The organism is Persicitalea jodogahamensis, assembly GCF_014651615.1.
Lineage (GTDB): Bacteria > Bacteroidota > Bacteroidia > Cytophagales > Spirosomataceae > Persicitalea > Persicitalea jodogahamensis.
The window spans coordinates 1,147,611-1,165,094 of record NZ_BMXF01000002.1 but is presented as its reverse complement, the minus strand read 5'-3'; the positions used below and the strand labels follow the sequence as shown (position 1 = coordinate 1,165,094).

Below are 17,484 nucleotides of genomic sequence, written 5' to 3'. Positions count from 1 at the left end.
ATTTTCTAGTTAATCAGGGTACCTGGTAATCAAAACATCCAAACCACCCATTGCGGGCAATGTGGTGGTCCCGTTCAAATTTATACTCCCGGCAGAATAACCAACCATAAAGATAAGTGTACCGGTGCTATTCATTGCAAGGGAATTAAAACCATCTTCCGAAGTACTGCCAATCGCTTTGGCAAACCGGAAGTTGCCGTTGGGGTCGTACTGCGCCAAAAATCCATCGGTGTCGCCGGCCGAGCGGATAGTGGTACTTCCAAACTGGCAATTGTCGCTCAGCAATCCAGCCATGTAAATATTGCCCGCTTTGTCGAAGACAATTTTGTTTCCTGCATCAAAACCCGGACTACCGGCCGTCCGTATCCATTCCATATCCAGGGTATTGAGGTTGTACCTAGCCAGGAAGATATCCCCCTCGCCTCCCCGATAATTGACTGAGGTCGATCCGTATTTGTTACCGCCCACCATTCCGGTGGCGTACAGGGCACCATTGTTGATTGCCAAAGCATTACCATAAACAAACGTCCCTGAATTACCTTGGTGAAACCTTTGCAAATTGCCGAAAGAGTCGTATTTGGCGATAAAAATATCGGGCGTCACATTCGATGACTTGTTGTCTGAGGCCCCCGAGGCAGAGCGAAAAGTACCAGGGGACTGGTAACTTCCCAACATGTATACATTGCCGTCGGGATCTACCGCCACATTGCTGGCGTAGTCGCTTTCGAAGCCTCCGCTGGACACCGCCCAAAGGACATCGCCACTGTAATTCAGCTTGGCCAGAAACATCTCGAACTTACCTTCTACCCCCAATCCTGCCAACGTCACCGATCCAAGGATGGTATTAGCCGCACCGAAGATTCCGGTCATATAAATTCCAGACGGGTGTAACACAATAGATGTGGCAGACTCTGGATTGCCCCCTCCGTAATTTCTGAACCATATCAACTCGCCGTCCCGATTGTATTTTGCCAGAAAGGCGTCGCTTTTCCCCTTTACCGGCTTTCGGGAAATGACTCCCAGCCGCACATCGTTGGGATTGGCAAAGTACCCCGCGTTCGAACTCACCTCGCCTGCCACATACACATCACCGTTGGCGTCGATGGCTATGTCCTTCACCTCCTCTGTTTCATTACCTGTAATGCGCTGTATCCATAACCCATCCCCCTTGCTGTTGTATTTTGCAATAAAAATGTCGTTGAATCCATCAACGCCCATTCCCGTGGGGCCAAAAGAAAAAGAAGAGGTGTAGGTACCTACCACGTAAACATTACTGGCCGCATCGACGGCCACGCCTCTCCCGATGTCGTTGCCGGAGCTACCCAATTTCCAGGCAGTGAAGCGGGCTGAAGCTGAAATACCGGGATCAAAGGTAGTGTTGGTGGTCTGAGTTATCTTGTCACCGCAAACCGACTCAATCTCCGCCGTTACGGTGTAGGTTCCGGCAGTGGTAAAAGCATAACTGAATGCCGTGGTATCGGTGCGCGACTGTTGGGCCAGTACGGTAGTTCCGTTGGTTACCTTCCAGGCAACGGATTTCACATCAGCCGGAGCGGAGGTAAGGAGCTTATAACGATAGGTGTCATTGACGGAACTTACAACCGTGATTGCTGACGGCAGGACGCAGGTCTTCACCGTGGTGGAAGTGGTGATAGTGAGCGTACTTTTATCCCCGCACACCATTTCTATCTCCGCATTGACCGTATAGGTACCTGAAACTGCGTAAGTATGACTAAAAGCCGTAGTGTCGCTGCGCTCGGTTTGTTTCAGAACCGTGTTGCCCTGCTGAACTTTCCAAGTCACACCCTTGATATCGGCCGGGGCTGAGGTTACCAAGGCGTAGGTGTACGTGGTATTCTTTACGCCAACCGTGGTGGCAGCGGTGGGCAATACGCATGTCTTTAAACTTTTGAGTGTGGGGTCTTCCCACTTACAACTTAGCAACCAGCCCAGTGACCCGAGCAGGAAGAGACAAAAAATCAAAGGAGAAAGCCGACAATGTAAATATTTCTTCATAGTGTGGTTTTGTGACTCGATTCCTTAGTTTTTCACAAAACTAATAAAATAATTATCGCAGTGTACTCATAGTCAAATCGTCAGAGAATTTCCCGTAAAAAAGCGGAGATTGGTGGTTAGGCGTCTCCCGCCGAATCCGGGGAGCGAGGTAGTCGTAAAGCTCTTTGATCGTGACGACATGGTTTCGATTATTGTCCGCCTTACCATTCAGGCCGCTAAGTAGAAAGTAGGTGAACACGCCGCCCCGCCGGGTGCCACTCTCCACCGAACTCTGCGTGGAACGGGAAGAAAGCATCAGCACCACGTTGGAGTCAGAGGGCTCACGGGAAGCAGGTGCGTTCCATGCTTCCCGGGTGGTCATGCTACCTGACAGACAGGCATCGGCAATGCACAGTTTGGTGGCCGCTGCCGACTCCTTGAAACTTGCTTTTACCTCCCGATGCGTGAGGATCGTACTGGTATGCTTGGTGCTTACATCATAAGGCAAAAAACCGCCCTTCATACCGTGACCGGAAAAATAAAAGATTACGCGATCCTGGGGCGTAGCTTTTCGAAAAAGCCGCATGGCCTGCACGATCGCGGTTTTGGTGGCGTTCCGGTTGTTCAGAAGGACAATATTCTGCGCGGGTACGCTGCCTCCGGCGGTACTTTGCAGGAAGGCACCGAAGCGGCGGGCATCGTGGTCGGCGTAGCGAAGATCTCCGCTTCGGTAGTCGGAAAATTTGTAGTCGGCAATACCCACAATGACGGCGTAGGTTGTTTTCGCCTCGGCCGACCGACAGCCCAGGAAAACAACCCAAAGAATAGTAAATACCCGGAAAATCAGCTTATTGCCAGCCTCGTTCATTCCATATTTCGTAGTTGCGTTAAGATGTTGTTTTGCAAGGTCCTTGAAAACAGTTCGTGTGACTGGCCACTACCTGCGCCCTCCACTGATTTCACCGCTACCAGACAGCCGGAATAATTATCCCGGGTTTTGTCCTGGCAGCGAAGCAGTATCTGATCCACCTTTTCTGCCGGAGAAATATTTTGGGTAAAAACTACTTCCAGAGTACGGGGATCGATCTGTTCCAGAACGCCATCAGTACAGAGAAAAAAGCAATCGCCCGCCCGAATGTCAGTAAGATGCGTGATGTCCGGCTTATCCATTTTGGGCAAAGGCTGTCCTGACTCCGCCCCTACCGACCGGCTCAGTGTGTTGCGACGCGGATGGGTGAGTGCCTGAGCCTCGGTTATGATTCCATCGGCCACCAGTTCCCGCACGTACTTATGATCCTGGGTTTGGAACAAAACCTGGCCCGCACGGAGATGATAAACCCGGCTGTCGCCGACATGAACCACGGTGGCGCCCCGTCCGTGCAGGTAGAGCAAAGCCAAGGTAGTGCCCAGCTTGTTCACCAGCGGATTATGTTGCAGATATCCGGCCAATGCCAGATAGGCGCTGCTCAGGGCGGCAGCCAAATACTCTTCACGCAAATCCTCCTGAGGATGCTGCTGGAAGTACCTTGCTACGGATTCTCCCACCAACTGGCTGGCGACCTCGCCCCGATCCCAGCCCCCGATTCCGTCGCAGACAATAAACAGGCGGCTCTGCTCATTCACCTGAAGCACGAAATCTTCATTGTTGGCACGTTGGCCCACCAGTGAGAAAGTGATTGGTTTTTCTAGGGTGATTGTCAAAATACCAACAATTAAGCTATGCTCAAATTTAAAAAATAAGGAAAAGGCTATTGCGTTTCGTCCGGTTCCAGGGGTTTCAGCATCAGATAGCTTTCCAGCATCCGGGGTGGGATTCGGAAAGTTTCGAGACGAAAAAAATCTTTACCTCCCAAACCAACCAAGCCCTGATCGCCAATGTCAATTTTTTCGCCGTTCTGAAGCAGGTACCCGTTGAGCAAGGTACCGTTCAAACTGCTTTTATAATGGTGTGAATTTATATCGGAAGCGCCGTCCCGGAGCTGGTAGCGAAATCTACCCTTCCATTTATCAAAAATAACCTCGATCGTGCAATGTCGCCGGCTAATGTAGCATTTGTCTCCGTGCACCAGTCGCTCAACCGATACGTCACAGGTGGATGAATGCCCCACTACATTGGCACCCAACCGAAGCGGGAAAACCCGGGTGGGGTCTGCCTGATATACCAAGCGGCCGAATTCCGGCAGGCCTTCCAGAATGCGTTCATCGTAATAGGGCAGGGTGAGCTGATTGATCTGCCCGCACCCCAAATGAGTACACTGAATCGCGCCGTTTTCGTAGTCACGAGATTTCACCGCGATGCTTCTGCCGCACTTTTGGCATGGTATAAGAGCATTTTTGAAATTTGCCATCAGTCCATTTCCGGCATTTCCGCATCGTTCACATAGCCACTGTCGGTGGTGTAGTCGTCGTTGTTAAAGCTGTCGTCTTCGAAGTTTTTCTCATCGCTGACTGCCAGATAAGGATTGGAGTTTGATGGCTCATAGGCGGCGCTACTCCATTCCTCCAATCGGTGGACATCGACCAGAAAAGGTTCCTCAATGGTGTACATCCCGACGACCTGCTCGGAAGCCGTGTCATAACGATACACAGAATCGAGCCGGTCGTCGCCTCCCATATCCAAATAGGCGATTAAATCATTGGTGTCCTCGTCCAGAAATACGACTGCGTCGGCCACACCGTCGTGATCCTCGTCGATGCCGATGGCTGTTCGCCCGTCGATGACAAATTCGTAAATGTCTGGCTCATCCATTCCGGTCGGCCCCTGAGCTACATCCCGGCCGTCGGGCCGAAACCCGACATCTTTCAAAAACGCCTGCCGCTGGGCCAACGATAACCCCTTCCACTCTTCCGCATAATAGGTATTGTACACCTCACCGTGCCAGGAGAATATTCCACCGGGCCCCACATCTTCACGGGCAGCGGCAAATGCCTGCCCAAAAGACATCTCTTCGTTTACCTCGGTAGCGATGTCGATGTTTTCCCCGGGTGTGATGGTACCATTCTGTACGACTGAGCTGGTATCGTGCTGCAAGGGTGTCATTACTTCGGATTCGACTCCGGTAGGTTCAACCGGAGTCGAATCCTCTGGCTCATCCATATTTTTTCCAAGGGGATCATCGAGCAGACCGGCATTCACCGCCGCAAAAACGGCACCACCGCCCAGCAGCACTGCCGCCGTAGCAAGCGCCGCTTTTTTTCGGCCGCTGATTTTGATTTTGTCGTCGGCGGGTTGAGGCAAGGGAGGCAGCGGAGAAGAGAAACGGCCGAAAACGTCAGTCATTTCCTGATCGGAAGGTGAGGTATTGGTCATGAGGGAAGTACGTTGTTTTGATGTTTATCAAAAAAGGAGAAGAAAGGTAAGTCAAATATTAAGAAAATTATTCGACCCAGACTGCTTGGCAGCGTTGGCACTTTTTCTGCCGCTCCAGCATCTCGTATTCCCGGTTGCCAAAAGGCTCCCGGCACACGGGATTGGGGCAACGGTAGCGTTGCCGGTATTCCTTTTCGAGGAGTTCCAGTTTTTCGTCGGTAGACAGCAAATGAGAGGAGAGGGTGGGAATCAGGATGCTCATTCCTGCACTTGAAAGCATGGCCAGGAAACCAAAAGTACCCGCTGTCGCCACGGTGGTGATGCCGATCACCGAACCGCCCACAACGCTCCATAGACGTATCATCTTTTCGCGGTTGCGGCAGTTTTTTCGAAGCAACGGATACTCATCGTATACTTTTTGCAGGAGCGCAAATTCTTCCGTAAAATCCAGCGGATCTTTTTTGGGAAGAATCTTTTCGGCGGGGCTGTTACCCGCATCGGGCAATAACTCTTTTAATTTGAATTGGTATTCGGCCAACCAAATCTCATCTTCCAGATCCACCAGTTTGCGTGCAATCTGCACCTTGCTTGTTTCTGTGTCAGCGAAAAAAGTACCATGCTTGCTACCGTTGTCTTCCAGGATAAAACTCGTGGGCGAACAGACAAGTAACCTGGCGTGGCTGCGGCTGATTTTTGGATAGTCAAGGACAACGGTATTGGTTTTGTCGCGTCCCAGGGTGATGGTCTGAATCTCGGGAATCGTGGTGACTGAACTCATTACTAGGTGGTGAGGAATTGGTGTAGCAAATTACACCAAATCCCCGAAGTTCAAAATACCGTTCACGTATTACCCCTTCTGTCCCAACGCGTCATACACCACCATTTTTTCTAAAAGGGGCCCGCACTCGTCCAGAAAGGCCAGGTGCACCGGATCGGTCTGATAGATTTCTTCTTCGATAAGATTCTTGAAAAAGCACAGCCACGATACCGAGTAGTCTTTTTTGATAGCATCGCCACTGGTGCGGGCGGGTCGGCCTATGTGAGACAGCTTTACGGCAGGTATTTTGGCCAGTTTCTCCAAGCCTTGAAGTAGTTTGGCCTCGTCCTGCGCACTGTTGGGGTCTTTCAGGTAGAAAAAGACATGGTGGACGAAGAGCTCTTTTTTTCTTGTCGGTTCGGCCAGAACATGGGAAGTTCCGAGAGCAGCTAGCCCGGCTTTTTTCAGAAAATTTCTTCTGGGAGTTGTGCTCATCGTGGTCAGTTAACAATAAAGCTAGGACACCAAGGCGCCGGATGTCGTTTTTTGGGGAATAAAATCAGTACTACCATTGCCCTGAGCGGACGGTTCGGAATGTGAGAATTTTTCCACTGCGGATTGCTCCTGCTGCACCCATTCCTCGATCATCCCAAAAACCCGCTCTGTGATCAACACTGCACTACCGAAGGGCCGGTTTTCGGGCAAAGCACCGCAGGAAGCGGCATTGCCGGACACATGGATTCCGACAATACGAGGCTCTCCTCCGATCATTGTCCAGACGGGCGACCCGCTGTTACGCTTGGTTGTGGTAAAGGGATGCAACAGACAGCGATCGGTAATCTGCACTATGCCGCCCGACTCTTCCCACATCTCGAAATCGGGACGGTCGATGGGGTAGCCAGCGATGCGAATGGGTTGCTCCTCAGCCAGGGATAGGGTCTCGTAAAACGATCTTTCCCACTTAAAGTACTGCTTCGTCCAGTTGGGAAGTTCCGGTTTTTTCAGAAAAATAATTCCAAAGTCGTCCTTGACGAAACAATAAGGGTTGTTGTAGGCGGGCACTTTACGAATCTGGAAATCAGGCAGCTTTATTTCCAGGACATCCTGTGACTTTATCCGGGAATTCTGATGTGGGTATATCTTAAGCCTTTCAATGTGCGTATCCTGTTCATCAAGTGAATGCCCGGCGGTCACGATGACGTTCGGGGCGATGAGAAATCCGGTGGAGCGGTTGACAAAGGTGACGGGCTCGTCATTTTCGCCTACCCGGTACATTTCAATCAGACAAATAGATTCGTAGGGCGCAATTTCGGCATTAGCGACTCGGTTGCGTGACATAATGGGCAATTTTGCGAAATACCGAAACGGTGGTTTTCGCGTTAAGGTTCAAACCAATTTAGCCCAAATACCGTACCATGTCAAAAAAAAATTTGTTTCCCCTCGTCCTTTTCGGGTTGTTTTTAGCTAGTTGCGCTCAGACCAGCGTGCCTGCTAATCAAGAGGTTGAAGTCGAGTTTAATGAACGCCAGCTCGACAAATACATGGCCCAATACGCCGAGCAGCTTGACCTCAGCCGTCGCCAGCAGCGCCGTATCGCCAAAATCGAGAAGCGCTACGGTAAGCAGAGCGATAAAATCGGCACGCTGCAATTCGGTCAGAAGCGGAACCTGCAGAAGGAGAAAGCCGAAGATTTACTAAACATTCTGACTGACCGCCAGATCGAAAAACTGAACCAACTCGCCGGGAAGAAAGGGCTGTTCAGAAAGTTGACGGAATAAAGCAATTCCCGGGGTGGCCAAGTACCTAGGCACTTGGCTACCCGCTTTAAAGGCTCCTCTCTCCCAACACTCCTCCACTCAGCCTGAGTAGTTCTATTTCCGCCAGCTTCGCATTGTATTCCGCCTCGATCAGGCGGGTTTCGGCGGCGACGGTATTGCGCTGTACCTCCCGGAATTCGTAGGATGTCGAGTTGCCCACCCGATAGCGCTCAAAGGCGATTTCGACATTCTGGCGGGCCAGCTTCGTATTGGCTTCTTCCAGTGCAACAAGTTGCAGACTGTTTCGGTAGCTCAGCACGCTCCGGTCGAAAGCCGCCAGAAGCTGGTTCCTTATGTCAGACTCCTGGTCTTCAACGATCAGGGAATTGATCTTGGCGTTCTGGATTCTTCGGCGCTGGTTGAAGCCGTCGAAGACATTAACCGACACCCGCGCCCCGTAACTCCAAATATCGTTTCGGCCTTTTTTCAAGCCAAAGCCAGCCTGGTTGTTGGAAGTGGTATAGGCAAATCCGCCCAGCAAATCCACCTGTGGGTACTGCTGCGCCGAAAGAGCTTTGATGTCCAGTTCGGCCAGGCGGCGCTGCTGAGCCGCAAACACGAGGTTTGGATTTTGGGCCAGCAGGCTTTGGCGAAGATCGTCTATTGAAATATCCCGGCGTGTGATCGTCGTGTCTGACACCTCGAAATCCTGCGTGGCCTCTCTGGCCAAAAGTGCGTTCAGGTCGATCTTGGCGTTGCGCAGCGTTTGTTCCTGCGCGATATAGGCCGCAGTGTCCCCGTTGTAATCTACCTGCGCATTGATAAAATCCACCTTCGAACCCGTACCTACTTCATAAAATGCCTTCGCCAACTCGAGGCGATCATTTGATATGTCAAGTGCGTTGCGAAGTGCCCGCACCCGCTGGTACTGCCGGATGATTTCGTAGTATGCAGAGCTGATATCGGCCACCGTGTTTTCAATGGTGATCTTCGCGTTGGTGCGTCCGGCCCGTTCCAGCTCTTCCAGCCTGTCCTGAGCTACAAACATGCCCAAACCGTCGAAAATCGTCCAGTTAAGCGAGACTCCGCTATTGGAGTTGTTGTTGTTGACTCCCGAACGGTCTATCGGGTCCTGCAGGGCGTTGAAGAATTCCTGCCGGAGGTGGCTTGACGTGTAGTTTTTCTGAGACGATGCCGTCACCGATGGCAGAAATCCCGCATTTCCCAGCGAGTTGTCATTCTCTGCAATCTTGATTCGCTTTTCCGAAATCCTGATTGCATAATTCTTTTCCAGGGCAATGCCGATGGCCTCTTCCAGCGTAAGGGTATTCTGCGCAAAAACAGTTGGGATGGTGGGGCCAAGCAGCAGGGTCAGGATGATGTAAATTCTGAACCTGACATTGAATCGAGTAGCTTCTTTCGACGACATGAATTTGGTTTTGTGGGTATTCCGGGATTATTTTAACTTTCGCTTCACAAGAATACTTAATTGTTCCGACAAATTACCTCCTAACTTTTCTCGCCTCATGCGCAAGCCCCGAATTTTCAAATTCCTTTGCCTTATAATCCCCATTTTTCTTTGGCAATGCCAGACCAAAGACCGGGTGGACCTGATCCTACACAATGGTGTGGTGTACAGTGTCGATTCGGTTTTTTCAACGCATGAAGCCTTTGCAGTAAAAGATGGAAAATTCGTGGCAATCGGCAGCAATGACGACATCATGAATAAGTACGAGGCTGACTCCGTTATAGATGCGGGCGGTCAGTCGGTTTTTCCCGGTCTGTATGATCCCCACAGTCACTTCATGGGATTAGGCGGCAAACTGAACTCCGCCGACCTGGTCGCCACCAGCTCTTACGCCGAAATCGTGGAGCGGCTCAAAGCTTTCCGTAGTGAACATCCTGATCGGGAATGGCTCATCGGCCGTGGTTGGGACCAGAACGACTGGGACGATAAAAGGTTTCCCGATAAATCTTTGCTGGATGAGGCATTTCCCGACATTCCGGTGTATCTCACCCGCATCGACGGTCATGCGGCGTTGGTCAACTCCAAAGCTTTGCAACTGGCCGGGGTCAATGCGACAAGCAAAGCAGAGGGGGGGCTGGTACAACTGAAAAATGGCCAACCGACGGGAATATTGGTAGACAATGCCCAGAGATTAGTAGGTCGGGTGATTCCGTCTGCGACACCGGATGAGAAGCGTCAAATGCTGAAAGCCGCCGAAAAAGCGTGCCTGGCGCTGGGCCTGACGACTGTCTCCGATGCCGGACTCAGCCGGCCTGACATTGAGATGATCGATGAAATGCACAAAAGTGGCTCGCTCAAAATCCGGGATTACGCTATGATAAGCGTCAGTCCCGAAAACCTGGATTACTACCTGCCCAAAGGACCGTATCAGAGCGACCGCCTGACGGTGCGTTCGTTCAAAATCTACGCCGATGGGGCGCTGGGTTCGCGCGGGGCCTGCCTGCTCCAGCCCTACGCCGACGATGCTTCGACGGGCTTCCTGCTCACCCCGGCGGCCACGATGGACGGGTACTTTGCCCGCATCGCCGATAGCGAGTTTCAGGCCAATACCCACTGCATCGGCGACTCCGCCAACCGGCTGGTGCTGGACCTGTACGGAAAGTACCTCAAAGGTCCTAACGATCGCCGCTGGCGCGTCGAGCACGCCCAAATTGTCTCGACAGCGGACGTTCCCAAATTTGGCAAGTATTCCGTCATTCCCTCTGTGCAGCCTACCCATGCCACTTCCGACATGTACTGGGCAGATGAACGCCTCGGCCCGGAGCGCATCAAAACCGCTTATGCCTTCAAGGATCTAATGCAGGAAAATGGCTATATCCCCCTTGGAAGTGACTTCCCCGTGGAGGCCGTCAACCCACTCTTTGGCTTCCACTCCGCCGTGGCCCGCACCGACGACAAGAACTACCCTGACGGCGGCTTCCAAATGGAAAACTCCCTGAGCCGTGAGGAGGCCCTGCGCGGTATCACCCTATGGGCGGCAAAGGCCAATTTTGAAGAAAAAACGCGCGGCAGTATCGAGCCCGGCAAATTCGCCGATTTCGTGATTCTGCAAAAAGACATCATGAAGATTCCTCTGACAGAAATCAGGGCGGTGAAGGTAGTGCGGACGGTTCTGGGAGGAGAGACTTTGTACAGGTAAGCAGGTGTAATGTTGATGCGTTGATTTGAAGTAAAATTTTCAGGAATCAAATGTTTACTAAACAAGCACAATAGCGCTTCGGTAATCTATGCCCACTTTTCGCAAAAAAGTCCATTACATCCTCACGATCAGTACCAAGGGAAAGAAAGGTTTTTCCCTGATGGTCAACCTTTTCATTATCGGGCTGATCGCACTCAATTCACTGGCGATCATTTTGCACTCGGTGCCGGAAATCCGCGAACACCCCAGTCTGGGGCAACTGTTTATTGATTTTGAGATTTTTTCGGTACTTGTTTTTACGGTGGAGTATGTGCTGCGGGTGTGGGCAAGTGTAGAGAGTTCGGAGTACCAGCATCCGTTTTGGGGGCGCTTAAAATTCATATTCTCGGGCTGGGCGCTGGTGGATCTCTTTGCGATTCTGCCCTTTTTCCTCACTTTTTTCTATGCCGACTTTGGCCTGATAAGGATGCTGCGCATTTTGCGCCTGGTACGCCTGTACCGGGTTACGAAGTACTCACGCGCCCTGAACATGATCAAAACGGCGGTACGCTACACGAAGGAAGAACTGATTCTGAGCTACGCATTTCTGCTCTTCGCGATGTTGATCGCTTCCAGCATTATCTACTACATCGAGCACCCGGCTCAACCCGAGGTGTTCACCAGCATCCCGACCTCCATCTGGTGGGGAGTGGTGACGATGACGACCCTGGGCTACGGCGATATGGTACCAGTTACTGCGCTGGGGAAAGTCTTCGGCGGCTTTATCTCCATCCTGGGTGTGGCCCTCTTCAGCTTGCCAACGGGCATTCTGGCCTCAGGATTTATCGAGCAAATCAACGAGACCAAACGGACCCAACGCGCCGCCAAAACGACCAAATGCCCACATTGTGGTGAGGAGGTGAAGGTTTAGCTTTGTCGCTCCGGGTCTTTACCGCACTTACTTCCTCTTCAATGAGCTTAGGTACTCTACCAGCCCGGTCAGTTCTGCGGTACTCATAGCATCCTGCAGGCCGGAAGGCATCATGGATTCGTCCAGTTGCTTCATTGATTTGACGTTGGCCATTTTGTATTCCTGCGTGGTGCCGCCAGGGAATTTCATAATAAGATCGGTCTCGGTCTTGCTGGACACGATGCCTGTTACGGAAGACCCATCTTTAAATTTCACTTCCCACCCTTCATAACCAAAGCTGATACCCGCGCTGGGGTAGTAAATGGCCAGGTACTCGCCTTCCTTGGGGAGTTTGCTGCCAATCTCGGAGAGCTTTGGACCAAAGTCTGCGCCTTCACCATTGATTTGGTGGCAGGTCGCGCAGTACATTTTGAAGGTTTCCTTGCCTTTGACAGCATCACCTTTCATTTGGGCAAGTTCGGTCACAGGCGGGTGTTTCCGAACATTGGCCGTACCACCATCGAGGTACTTGGCCGCTTCGGCCCGTACCGATTTGCGCCAGGCACCACTTACGCTCTGCACCCCGGCCGCTTTGAGGTCGCCCGTCAGTTTGTTCTCTTTCAAAAGACCAAGAACCATGTCTTCGCCGTCCTGACTGCCCCCGATGGCACGCGCCGCTTCCCGACGCAGGGGCATGGGTTGCTTGTCATCCAGAGCCACGGTACGCAGGATAGTCAAGGACTCTTTGCTACCCACGCTGCGAATGGAAGCCAGGGCCGCCCCGGCTTTCCGGTTGTCGGAACCTTTAAGCAGATTCCAGATCATGGGAGCACCTCCCTGCGCCAGCAAAATTCGACCCGCATCCCGGCCAACGGCGTCGTAGGGTTTGGAAGTGGCCAGTTCGAGCAATCGCTTGTTTTCGGTAGCTACTCCGTAGCGATCGACCATTTCAATGTATTCCGGGGTGCCGTAGGTCGCGTCCAGCAGGTTTTGCAAAGCGGCCATCGCCCTGGGCATCTTTTTTACAAAATCAGGATCGAGGTGGCGTAGTACCAATTTGTTAATTTCGATTTGGTCAGCCCCATTGCCTTCCATGATTTTGAGCAGGGCTTCCGATTTCTCCTTCCCGCCGGGATTGAAATCGAAGGCCCGAAAGTACCTTAGTCGGCTCTTCAAATCCAGCGACGGATCGCCCGCCAGCGAGGCCAGCAGCGGGACAGCCTCGGCGGTGCGGGCCCGCCACACGATGTCTTTTCCGGCCGCATTGGCCAGTGGAGACTCCCCTGCCCCTTTCAGCCAGGCATCGAAGAACCGATCCCATTGGCCCGCCGCTCCGATACCGAGCGCCTCGAGGTACCAGCGATCCTTGCCGTCATACTGACTTGCAAGTTCCGCCCAGACTTCGGCGGCTTTTTCTGATTTGTTATCGTGTAAAGCCAACGCGCATTCGCGGCGTACCTGCGGATCGGGGTCGTCAGCTAGTTGGGAAATAACAAATATGTGGTCGCCGGGAAGTTCGAGTGTGGCCCGCAGGGCCGTGATGCGTAGGTCGGGGTTGAAGTCTTTCAGTGCTTTTTCCAGGCTTGGGGAAGACTGCCCTTCGATCTTGCTCAGCAACCACAAAGCCCGCGCCCGCATGCGGGGGTTGGCGCTTTCGTCATTGAAGAGTTTACTCAATTGCGAGCCAGCCTTGTCATCCATCTTTTTTAAAGCGTTCCAGGCGAGGTAGCGCACCGACATGTTGGGATTTTGCAGAGCTTCCAATGCACCCTCGGGGTTGGTAACATCTACCGTCGGGATGCGGTAGGGCGTGTCGGCGGGAGCCACGCGGAAGATACGCCCCCGCTTCTGGTCGCCAGCCTGGTGTCCGCCCACGCCGGGATCGTACCAGTCGGCCACGATCAGCGAGCCGTCGGGCGCCACGCATACATCCGATGGTCGGAACCACTGGTCGCGCTTCCCTTCCAGTACATTTTCGATTTTGGCCGTGTAGCCTGCCCCGTCCTTTGCGACGACGTATGAACGCACTACGTTAGGCCCTGCATCACAATGGATCATTTGATCCTGAAATCCTTTGGGCAGCATCCTTCCTTCGTAGATTATCATACCCGTGGGCGAACCCGCGCCCGTTTGCAGCAGATTAGGTACTACGCCGGGGTCGTTCAGGTGCCAGTGTCGCAGGGGAATGGAGTCTTCCATATTGGTGCGGTTGGCCCGCCAGCCAGCCTTCGTAATTTCGTCCTTATAGCCGTAGTTGCCGTAGGGCATTACGTAGTTGATCCGGACACCCCGGTTGCCGTCGTCGTCGTTGTCCGACTGCCACATGGTACCGTAGCTGTCGATGGCCACCTCGAAATTGTTCCGGAAATTGTTGCCCAGAATCTCGGCATTGGTGAAGTCAGGATCGCAGCGAAAGACCATCCCCTCCTGATTTTTTTTGAAATCCAGGGGCTTGCCGTCTTTTCCCACCACAGGCTTGCCCTTCCCGTCGAGCAGCTGGCCGCCCGCATTCCCGAAATTGAAGTACAGCTTGCCATCCGGCCCGAAGACAAAGGCGTGCATCCCGTGGTCGTGCTGTTCGCCTTCGATACCCTCAAAAATAATTTCCTTCTTGTCGGCCTTGTCGTCGCCATCCGTATCGGTGAACAGCCACACGTAGGGGCTTTGCGACACCAATACTTTATTGCCCATCACCAAAATGCCCAGCGGTGCATTTACTTCCGCCCCCTGGTAGAAAACCTTACTCACATCCGACTTCCCGTCGCCGTCGGTATCTTCCAGAATCACGATACGGTCCCCTTCCTGCTTAGTTGGGTTTCCGTTGATAGCGGGGCGGTAGTTGTAGGCTTCGCAAACCCACACGCGGCCCCGGTGGTCCACATCGATATTGGTGGGGTTGGTAATCGTCGGCTCCGAAGCGAAGAGATTGGCTTCAAGCCCTTCGGCGACGGTCAGCCCCGCCACGGCGTACCTGGGCGAACGTTTTTGCGCGTCGGTCAGGTCTTTGTACAGAGTATCGAGCGCTGGTCCACCCATGCGGCTGGGATTGGTATTTTGGTAAGAGGCCACCAAAAACCCGAGTGCCACTACACTTAAAGCAATGAAGGAAAAAGATTTAGGAAATTTCATCGATCGGTCAGGTTAAATCTGTCAAACAGACTATTTTTTTTGCAAATGTCATCCTTTGCTTAAAGAACGTTCTGGTATAAAAGCAAAAAAAGCGTGGTTTTCTCCATTTTTTATGAAATTAATTTTAGGTTTAGGCGAAATGCCAATCTGGCATTCTGCCTTTTATCTTAACTACCTCTACTTTTTTAAATGAAAAACTGGAATCTCGAAGGAAAGAAAGTTCTTATCACGGGTGGCACCAAGGGAATCGGGGAAGCCTGCGCCCTATTGATGGCTGAGGCAGGAGCCGATGTGATGGTGCTGGCGCGTAGCGAAGCAGACATCAGTAGAATGTCGACTAAAGCCGCCGAAAAAGGCCTTTCCATTGTCGGCCGGGCATTCGACATGGCCGAACCCAAAGTAGCTGCCAAAATCACCGAGCACGTGCAGCGAACCTGGGGCAGCCTGGATGTTCTGGTCAATAATGCCGGTATGAATATTCGCAAACCCACGATGGCTTATTCCGACGATGAATATGATCACATCATGCAGGTGAATCTGCGTTCGGTCTTCGAGCTGAGCCGGGCGGTTTACCCGCTACTCAAAGCCAGTCGGGGCTGCATTGTCAACATGAGTTCAGTATCGGCTCTGACGCACATCAGTAGTGGCTCGATCTACGGCATGACCAAAGCCGCCCTCACTCAACTCACCCGCAACTTGGCCGTGGAGTGGGCAATGGACGGCATCCGGGTCAATTGCATTGCCCCCTGGTACATTGAAACGCCCCTCATCGAAACAGTGCTGGCCGACGCTGAAAAACTCAAAGGCATTCTGGCCCGCACACCCATGCAGCGGCTCGGACAACCCGAGGAGGTAGCCGCCGCGGTGCTGTTTCTCAGTCTGCCCGCCGCCAGCTACATCAGCGGACAATGTCTCGGGGTGGATGGTGGGTTTATTGTGAATGGTTTTTAGGATAAGTGAAGGATTGATCGGGTAATTGACGGAATGTCACCTTCTCTCTTCACAGGAATTGGGCTTTTTAACTATCTTTAAAAGATCATTATTATGATCCACCTGTTTACATTGAGTATAATAAACTAACAGTCAATCGCCTACAACCCAAAACCATGAATAAAGTACTGCTTACCTCACTTATGGCTTGCCTGGCCATACCAGCCGTTCAGGCCCAGACTTCGCCCGTGCCCAGCGCGGACGTTCAAATCAAAACCGCCATGCTCGCTGCCCCCAGCGACAAGCGCGACGGTGCCAAAGTGTACGGTTACGGAACCGATGGCCAGTTTAAGGTACTTCGCGAGGGTACCAACGATCTTATCTGTCTGGCCGACGATCCAGGTAGCAAGGGCATTAACGTGTCCTGCTACCATACCAGTCTTGAACCTTTCATGGCGCGGGGCCGCGAGATGAAAACGGAGAAAAGGTCGTCCAAGGAAGTTTTCGATATGCGGGAAGAAGAAGTGAAATCCGGCAAACTGAAAATGCCCGAGGCTCCTGCCACACTCTTCGTGTATTCCGGAAAAGACGAGGACTACGACGCCAGCAAGGGCGAAATGAAGGATGGCTATCTGCGCTATGTGGTGTACATTCCTTACGCTACCGCCGAGAGCACCGGCCTACCCTTGAAGCCCGAAGGACCGGCGATGCCCTGGATCATGGATCCCGGCACCCACCGGGCGCACATCATGATCAACCCGCCGAAGGAATAAAAGAATAACACGGATTGGCCCGCGCAAGGCTTCCAGCCCGTTTTGAAAAAAAGGCCGGAAAGCTTCGTTGCGTTCCGGCCTTTTTGTAATACATCCCCCTCCTTCGGACAATGGGTATCGAAAGATGCAATGTGTCAACAATCCAGTTTTTATATCCCCCTCAAAGTCCAATGCCTGAACTCCTAACCACCATCGCTTACGTAGGTTACCTGTCATTTCTGCTTTTCTATTCCCGGCGCGTGGAATCTTCCAAACCATCTCCGTCAGAACCTGCCTTCTTCGATCGTCGGCTATTCCTTCATGTGCCGCTGGCCATTCTGGGTGGAATACTGGTTTTGCTGATAGCCAAAGAAGGCTATCTCATTCATGTCCCTTACCTGGCTGCGGTACTTTCGGGCGTTAGCCTGGGTTGGCTCGAACCCCGCAAGGGCTGGCTCCTATCTGTATTGCAGGCAATAGTATTGTTAGCAGGCTATTTCCTACTGCTGGACCAATTCGAAAGAAAAGACCTGGCCGCATTCAGCGTCTATGGCTCTGTGGGACTTGTTTTGATAGGCGGATTATTGGGAGGCGTGCTGAAACGAAAATTGTGAAAAGCCCCCATTGAATAACGGGGTAAGCTGGGCATAGAGGTAGATCTCATCAATGGTAAAGCCTTTCAGATACCCCAAAACAGCATTGGTCTGCCTGCTGCTACCAAGGGAGTTGCCAGAATCAAGTAGTGAATTGTACTCACGTTTGATCAGATTGAATCAATCATAGAATTTTCGGACAATT

General features: G+C 52.3%; 16 protein-coding genes. 6 read left to right on the top strand and 10 right to left on the bottom strand.

Translation table 11 applies throughout. The annotated features are described in order from the left end of the window. Positions 1 to 9: 9 nt before the first annotated feature. The 8 genes from IE117_RS14995 to IE117_RS14960 form a co-directional block, all read right to left on the bottom strand. Positions 10 to 2,016, bottom strand: coding sequence for an NHL repeat-containing protein (locus IE117_RS14995; protein WP_189565242.1), 2,007 nt, complete (start codon positions 2,014 to 2,016; stop codon positions 10 to 12). 52 nt (positions 2,017 to 2,068) lie between these two features. Next, positions 2,069 to 2,863, bottom strand: coding sequence for a caspase family protein (locus tag IE117_RS14990; protein WP_189565241.1), 795 nt, complete (start codon positions 2,861 to 2,863; stop codon positions 2,069 to 2,071). Beyond that, on the bottom strand, positions 2,860 to 3,696 hold the full coding sequence (locus IE117_RS14985) for a PP2C family protein-serine/threonine phosphatase (protein ID WP_189565240.1): 837 nt from the start codon (positions 3,694 to 3,696) through the stop codon (positions 2,860 to 2,862). The genes IE117_RS14990 and IE117_RS14985 overlap by 4 nt, the downstream gene beginning before the upstream one ends. A 47-nt stretch (positions 3,697 to 3,743) precedes the next feature. Then, positions 3,744 to 4,286: an FHA domain-containing protein gene (locus IE117_RS14980; RefSeq protein WP_229580908.1), complete on the bottom strand. Its 543-nt coding sequence runs from the start codon at positions 4,284 to 4,286 to the stop codon at positions 3,744 to 3,746. Positions 4,287 to 4,342: 56 nt separating this feature from the next. Beyond that, positions 4,343 to 5,305 (bottom strand): hypothetical protein, encoded by a 963-nt coding sequence (locus IE117_RS14975; protein ID WP_189565238.1) that lies wholly within the window; start codon positions 5,303 to 5,305, stop codon positions 4,343 to 4,345. A 67-nt stretch (positions 5,306 to 5,372) separates the two neighbouring features. After that, positions 5,373 to 6,083 carry an FHA domain-containing protein gene (locus IE117_RS14970; protein WP_189565237.1) on the bottom strand — a complete coding sequence of 237 codons (711 nt, stop codon included), beginning with the start codon at positions 6,081 to 6,083 and terminating at the stop codon, positions 5,373 to 5,375. Between the two features lie 69 nt (positions 6,084 to 6,152). Further along, the gene (locus tag IE117_RS14965; RefSeq protein ID WP_189565236.1) at positions 6,153 to 6,557 is read right to left on the bottom strand and encodes a Dabb family protein; all 405 of its coding nucleotides are present in this window, start codon (positions 6,555 to 6,557) and stop codon (positions 6,153 to 6,155) included. Between the two features lie 21 nt (positions 6,558 to 6,578). Further along, positions 6,579 to 7,400 carry a trypsin-like serine peptidase gene (locus IE117_RS14960; RefSeq protein WP_189565235.1) on the bottom strand — a complete coding sequence of 274 codons (822 nt, stop codon included), beginning with the start codon at positions 7,398 to 7,400 and terminating at the stop codon, positions 6,579 to 6,581. 77 nt (positions 7,401 to 7,477) lie between these two features. On the opposite strand from IE117_RS14960, the gene IE117_RS14955 reads away from it, so the two are divergent. Next, on the top strand, positions 7,478 to 7,840 hold the full coding sequence (locus tag IE117_RS14955) for a hypothetical protein (RefSeq protein WP_189565234.1): 363 nt from the start codon (positions 7,478 to 7,480) through the stop codon (positions 7,838 to 7,840). Positions 7,841 to 7,886: 46 nt separating this feature from the next. Here the strand turns inward: IE117_RS14955 and IE117_RS14950 are convergent, their stop codons facing one another. After that, positions 7,887 to 9,248: a TolC family protein gene (locus IE117_RS14950; protein ID WP_189565233.1), complete on the bottom strand. Its 1,362-nt coding sequence runs from the start codon at positions 9,246 to 9,248 to the stop codon at positions 7,887 to 7,889. A 97-nt stretch (positions 9,249 to 9,345) separates the two neighbouring features. On the opposite strand from IE117_RS14950, the gene IE117_RS14945 reads away from it, so the two are divergent. Both IE117_RS14945 and IE117_RS14940 read left to right on the top strand, forming a co-directional pair. After that, on the top strand, positions 9,346 to 10,986 hold the full coding sequence (locus IE117_RS14945) for an amidohydrolase (protein ID WP_189565232.1): 1,641 nt from the start codon (positions 9,346 to 9,348) through the stop codon (positions 10,984 to 10,986). 88 nt (positions 10,987 to 11,074) lie between these two features. Next, positions 11,075 to 11,896: an ion transporter gene (locus IE117_RS14940; protein ID WP_189565231.1), complete on the top strand. Its 822-nt coding sequence runs from the start codon at positions 11,075 to 11,077 to the stop codon at positions 11,894 to 11,896. Positions 11,897 to 11,923: 27 nt separating this feature from the next. Here IE117_RS14940 and IE117_RS14935 read toward each other — a convergent pair whose 3' ends face one another. After that, positions 11,924 to 15,004 carry a PVC-type heme-binding CxxCH protein gene (locus IE117_RS14935; protein WP_189565230.1) on the bottom strand — a complete coding sequence of 1,027 codons (3,081 nt, stop codon included), beginning with the start codon at positions 15,002 to 15,004 and terminating at the stop codon, positions 11,924 to 11,926. A gap of 189 nt (positions 15,005 to 15,193) precedes the next feature. On the opposite strand from IE117_RS14935, the gene IE117_RS14930 reads away from it, so the two are divergent. The 3 genes from IE117_RS14930 to IE117_RS14920 all read left to right on the top strand — a co-directional run bounded on the left by IE117_RS14930 (position 15,194) and on the right by IE117_RS14920 (position 17,300). Beyond that, entirely contained in the window at positions 15,194 to 15,955 is a 762-nt protein-coding gene (locus IE117_RS14930) for an SDR family oxidoreductase (RefSeq protein WP_189565229.1), read from the top strand. 155 nt (positions 15,956 to 16,110) lie between these two features. Continuing rightward, positions 16,111 to 16,707 (top strand): hypothetical protein, encoded by a 597-nt coding sequence (locus IE117_RS14925; protein WP_189565228.1) that lies wholly within the window; start codon positions 16,111 to 16,113, stop codon positions 16,705 to 16,707. Positions 16,708 to 16,877: 170 nt separating this feature from the next. Next, positions 16,878 to 17,300, top strand: a complete 423-nt coding sequence (locus IE117_RS14920; protein WP_189565227.1) for a hypothetical protein — start codon at positions 16,878 to 16,880, stop codon at positions 17,298 to 17,300. Positions 17,301 to 17,484: the final 184 nt, after the last annotated feature.

Excerpts from the sequence above, each read along its gene's own strand:
- IE117_RS14920 (WP_189565227.1), top strand. The coding sequence starts at position 16,878 with ATGCCTGAACTCCTAACCACCATCGCTTACGTAGGTTACCTGTCATTT.
- IE117_RS14990 (WP_189565241.1), bottom strand. The coding sequence starts at position 2,863 with ATGAACGAGGCTGGCAATAAGCTGATTTTCCGGGTATTTACTATTCTT.
- IE117_RS14955 (WP_189565234.1), top strand. The coding sequence starts at position 7,478 with ATGTCAAAAAAAAATTTGTTTCCCCTCGTCCTTTTCGGGTTGTTTTTA.
- IE117_RS14930 (WP_189565229.1), top strand. The coding sequence starts at position 15,194 with ATGAAAAACTGGAATCTCGAAGGAAAGAAAGTTCTTATCACGGGTGGC.
- IE117_RS14960 (WP_189565235.1), bottom strand. The coding sequence starts at position 7,400 with ATGTCACGCAACCGAGTCGCTAATGCCGAAATTGCGCCCTACGAATCT.
- IE117_RS14925 (WP_189565228.1), top strand. The coding sequence starts at position 16,111 with ATGAATAAAGTACTGCTTACCTCACTTATGGCTTGCCTGGCCATACCA.
- IE117_RS14950 (WP_189565233.1), bottom strand. The coding sequence starts at position 9,248 with ATGTCGTCGAAAGAAGCTACTCGATTCAATGTCAGGTTCAGAATTTAC.
- IE117_RS14970 (WP_189565237.1), bottom strand. The coding sequence starts at position 6,083 with ATGAGTTCAGTCACCACGATTCCCGAGATTCAGACCATCACCCTGGGA.
- IE117_RS14945 (WP_189565232.1), top strand. The coding sequence starts at position 9,346 with ATGCGCAAGCCCCGAATTTTCAAATTCCTTTGCCTTATAATCCCCATT.
- IE117_RS14935 (WP_189565230.1), bottom strand. The coding sequence starts at position 15,004 with ATGAAATTTCCTAAATCTTTTTCCTTCATTGCTTTAAGTGTAGTGGCA.
- IE117_RS14965 (WP_189565236.1), bottom strand. The coding sequence starts at position 6,557 with ATGAGCACAACTCCCAGAAGAAATTTTCTGAAAAAAGCCGGGCTAGCT.
- IE117_RS14995 (WP_189565242.1), bottom strand. The coding sequence starts at position 2,016 with ATGAAGAAATATTTACATTGTCGGCTTTCTCCTTTGATTTTTTGTCTC.
- IE117_RS14975 (WP_189565238.1), bottom strand. The coding sequence starts at position 5,305 with ATGACCAATACCTCACCTTCCGATCAGGAAATGACTGACGTTTTCGGC.
- IE117_RS14940 (WP_189565231.1), top strand. The coding sequence starts at position 11,075 with ATGCCCACTTTTCGCAAAAAAGTCCATTACATCCTCACGATCAGTACC.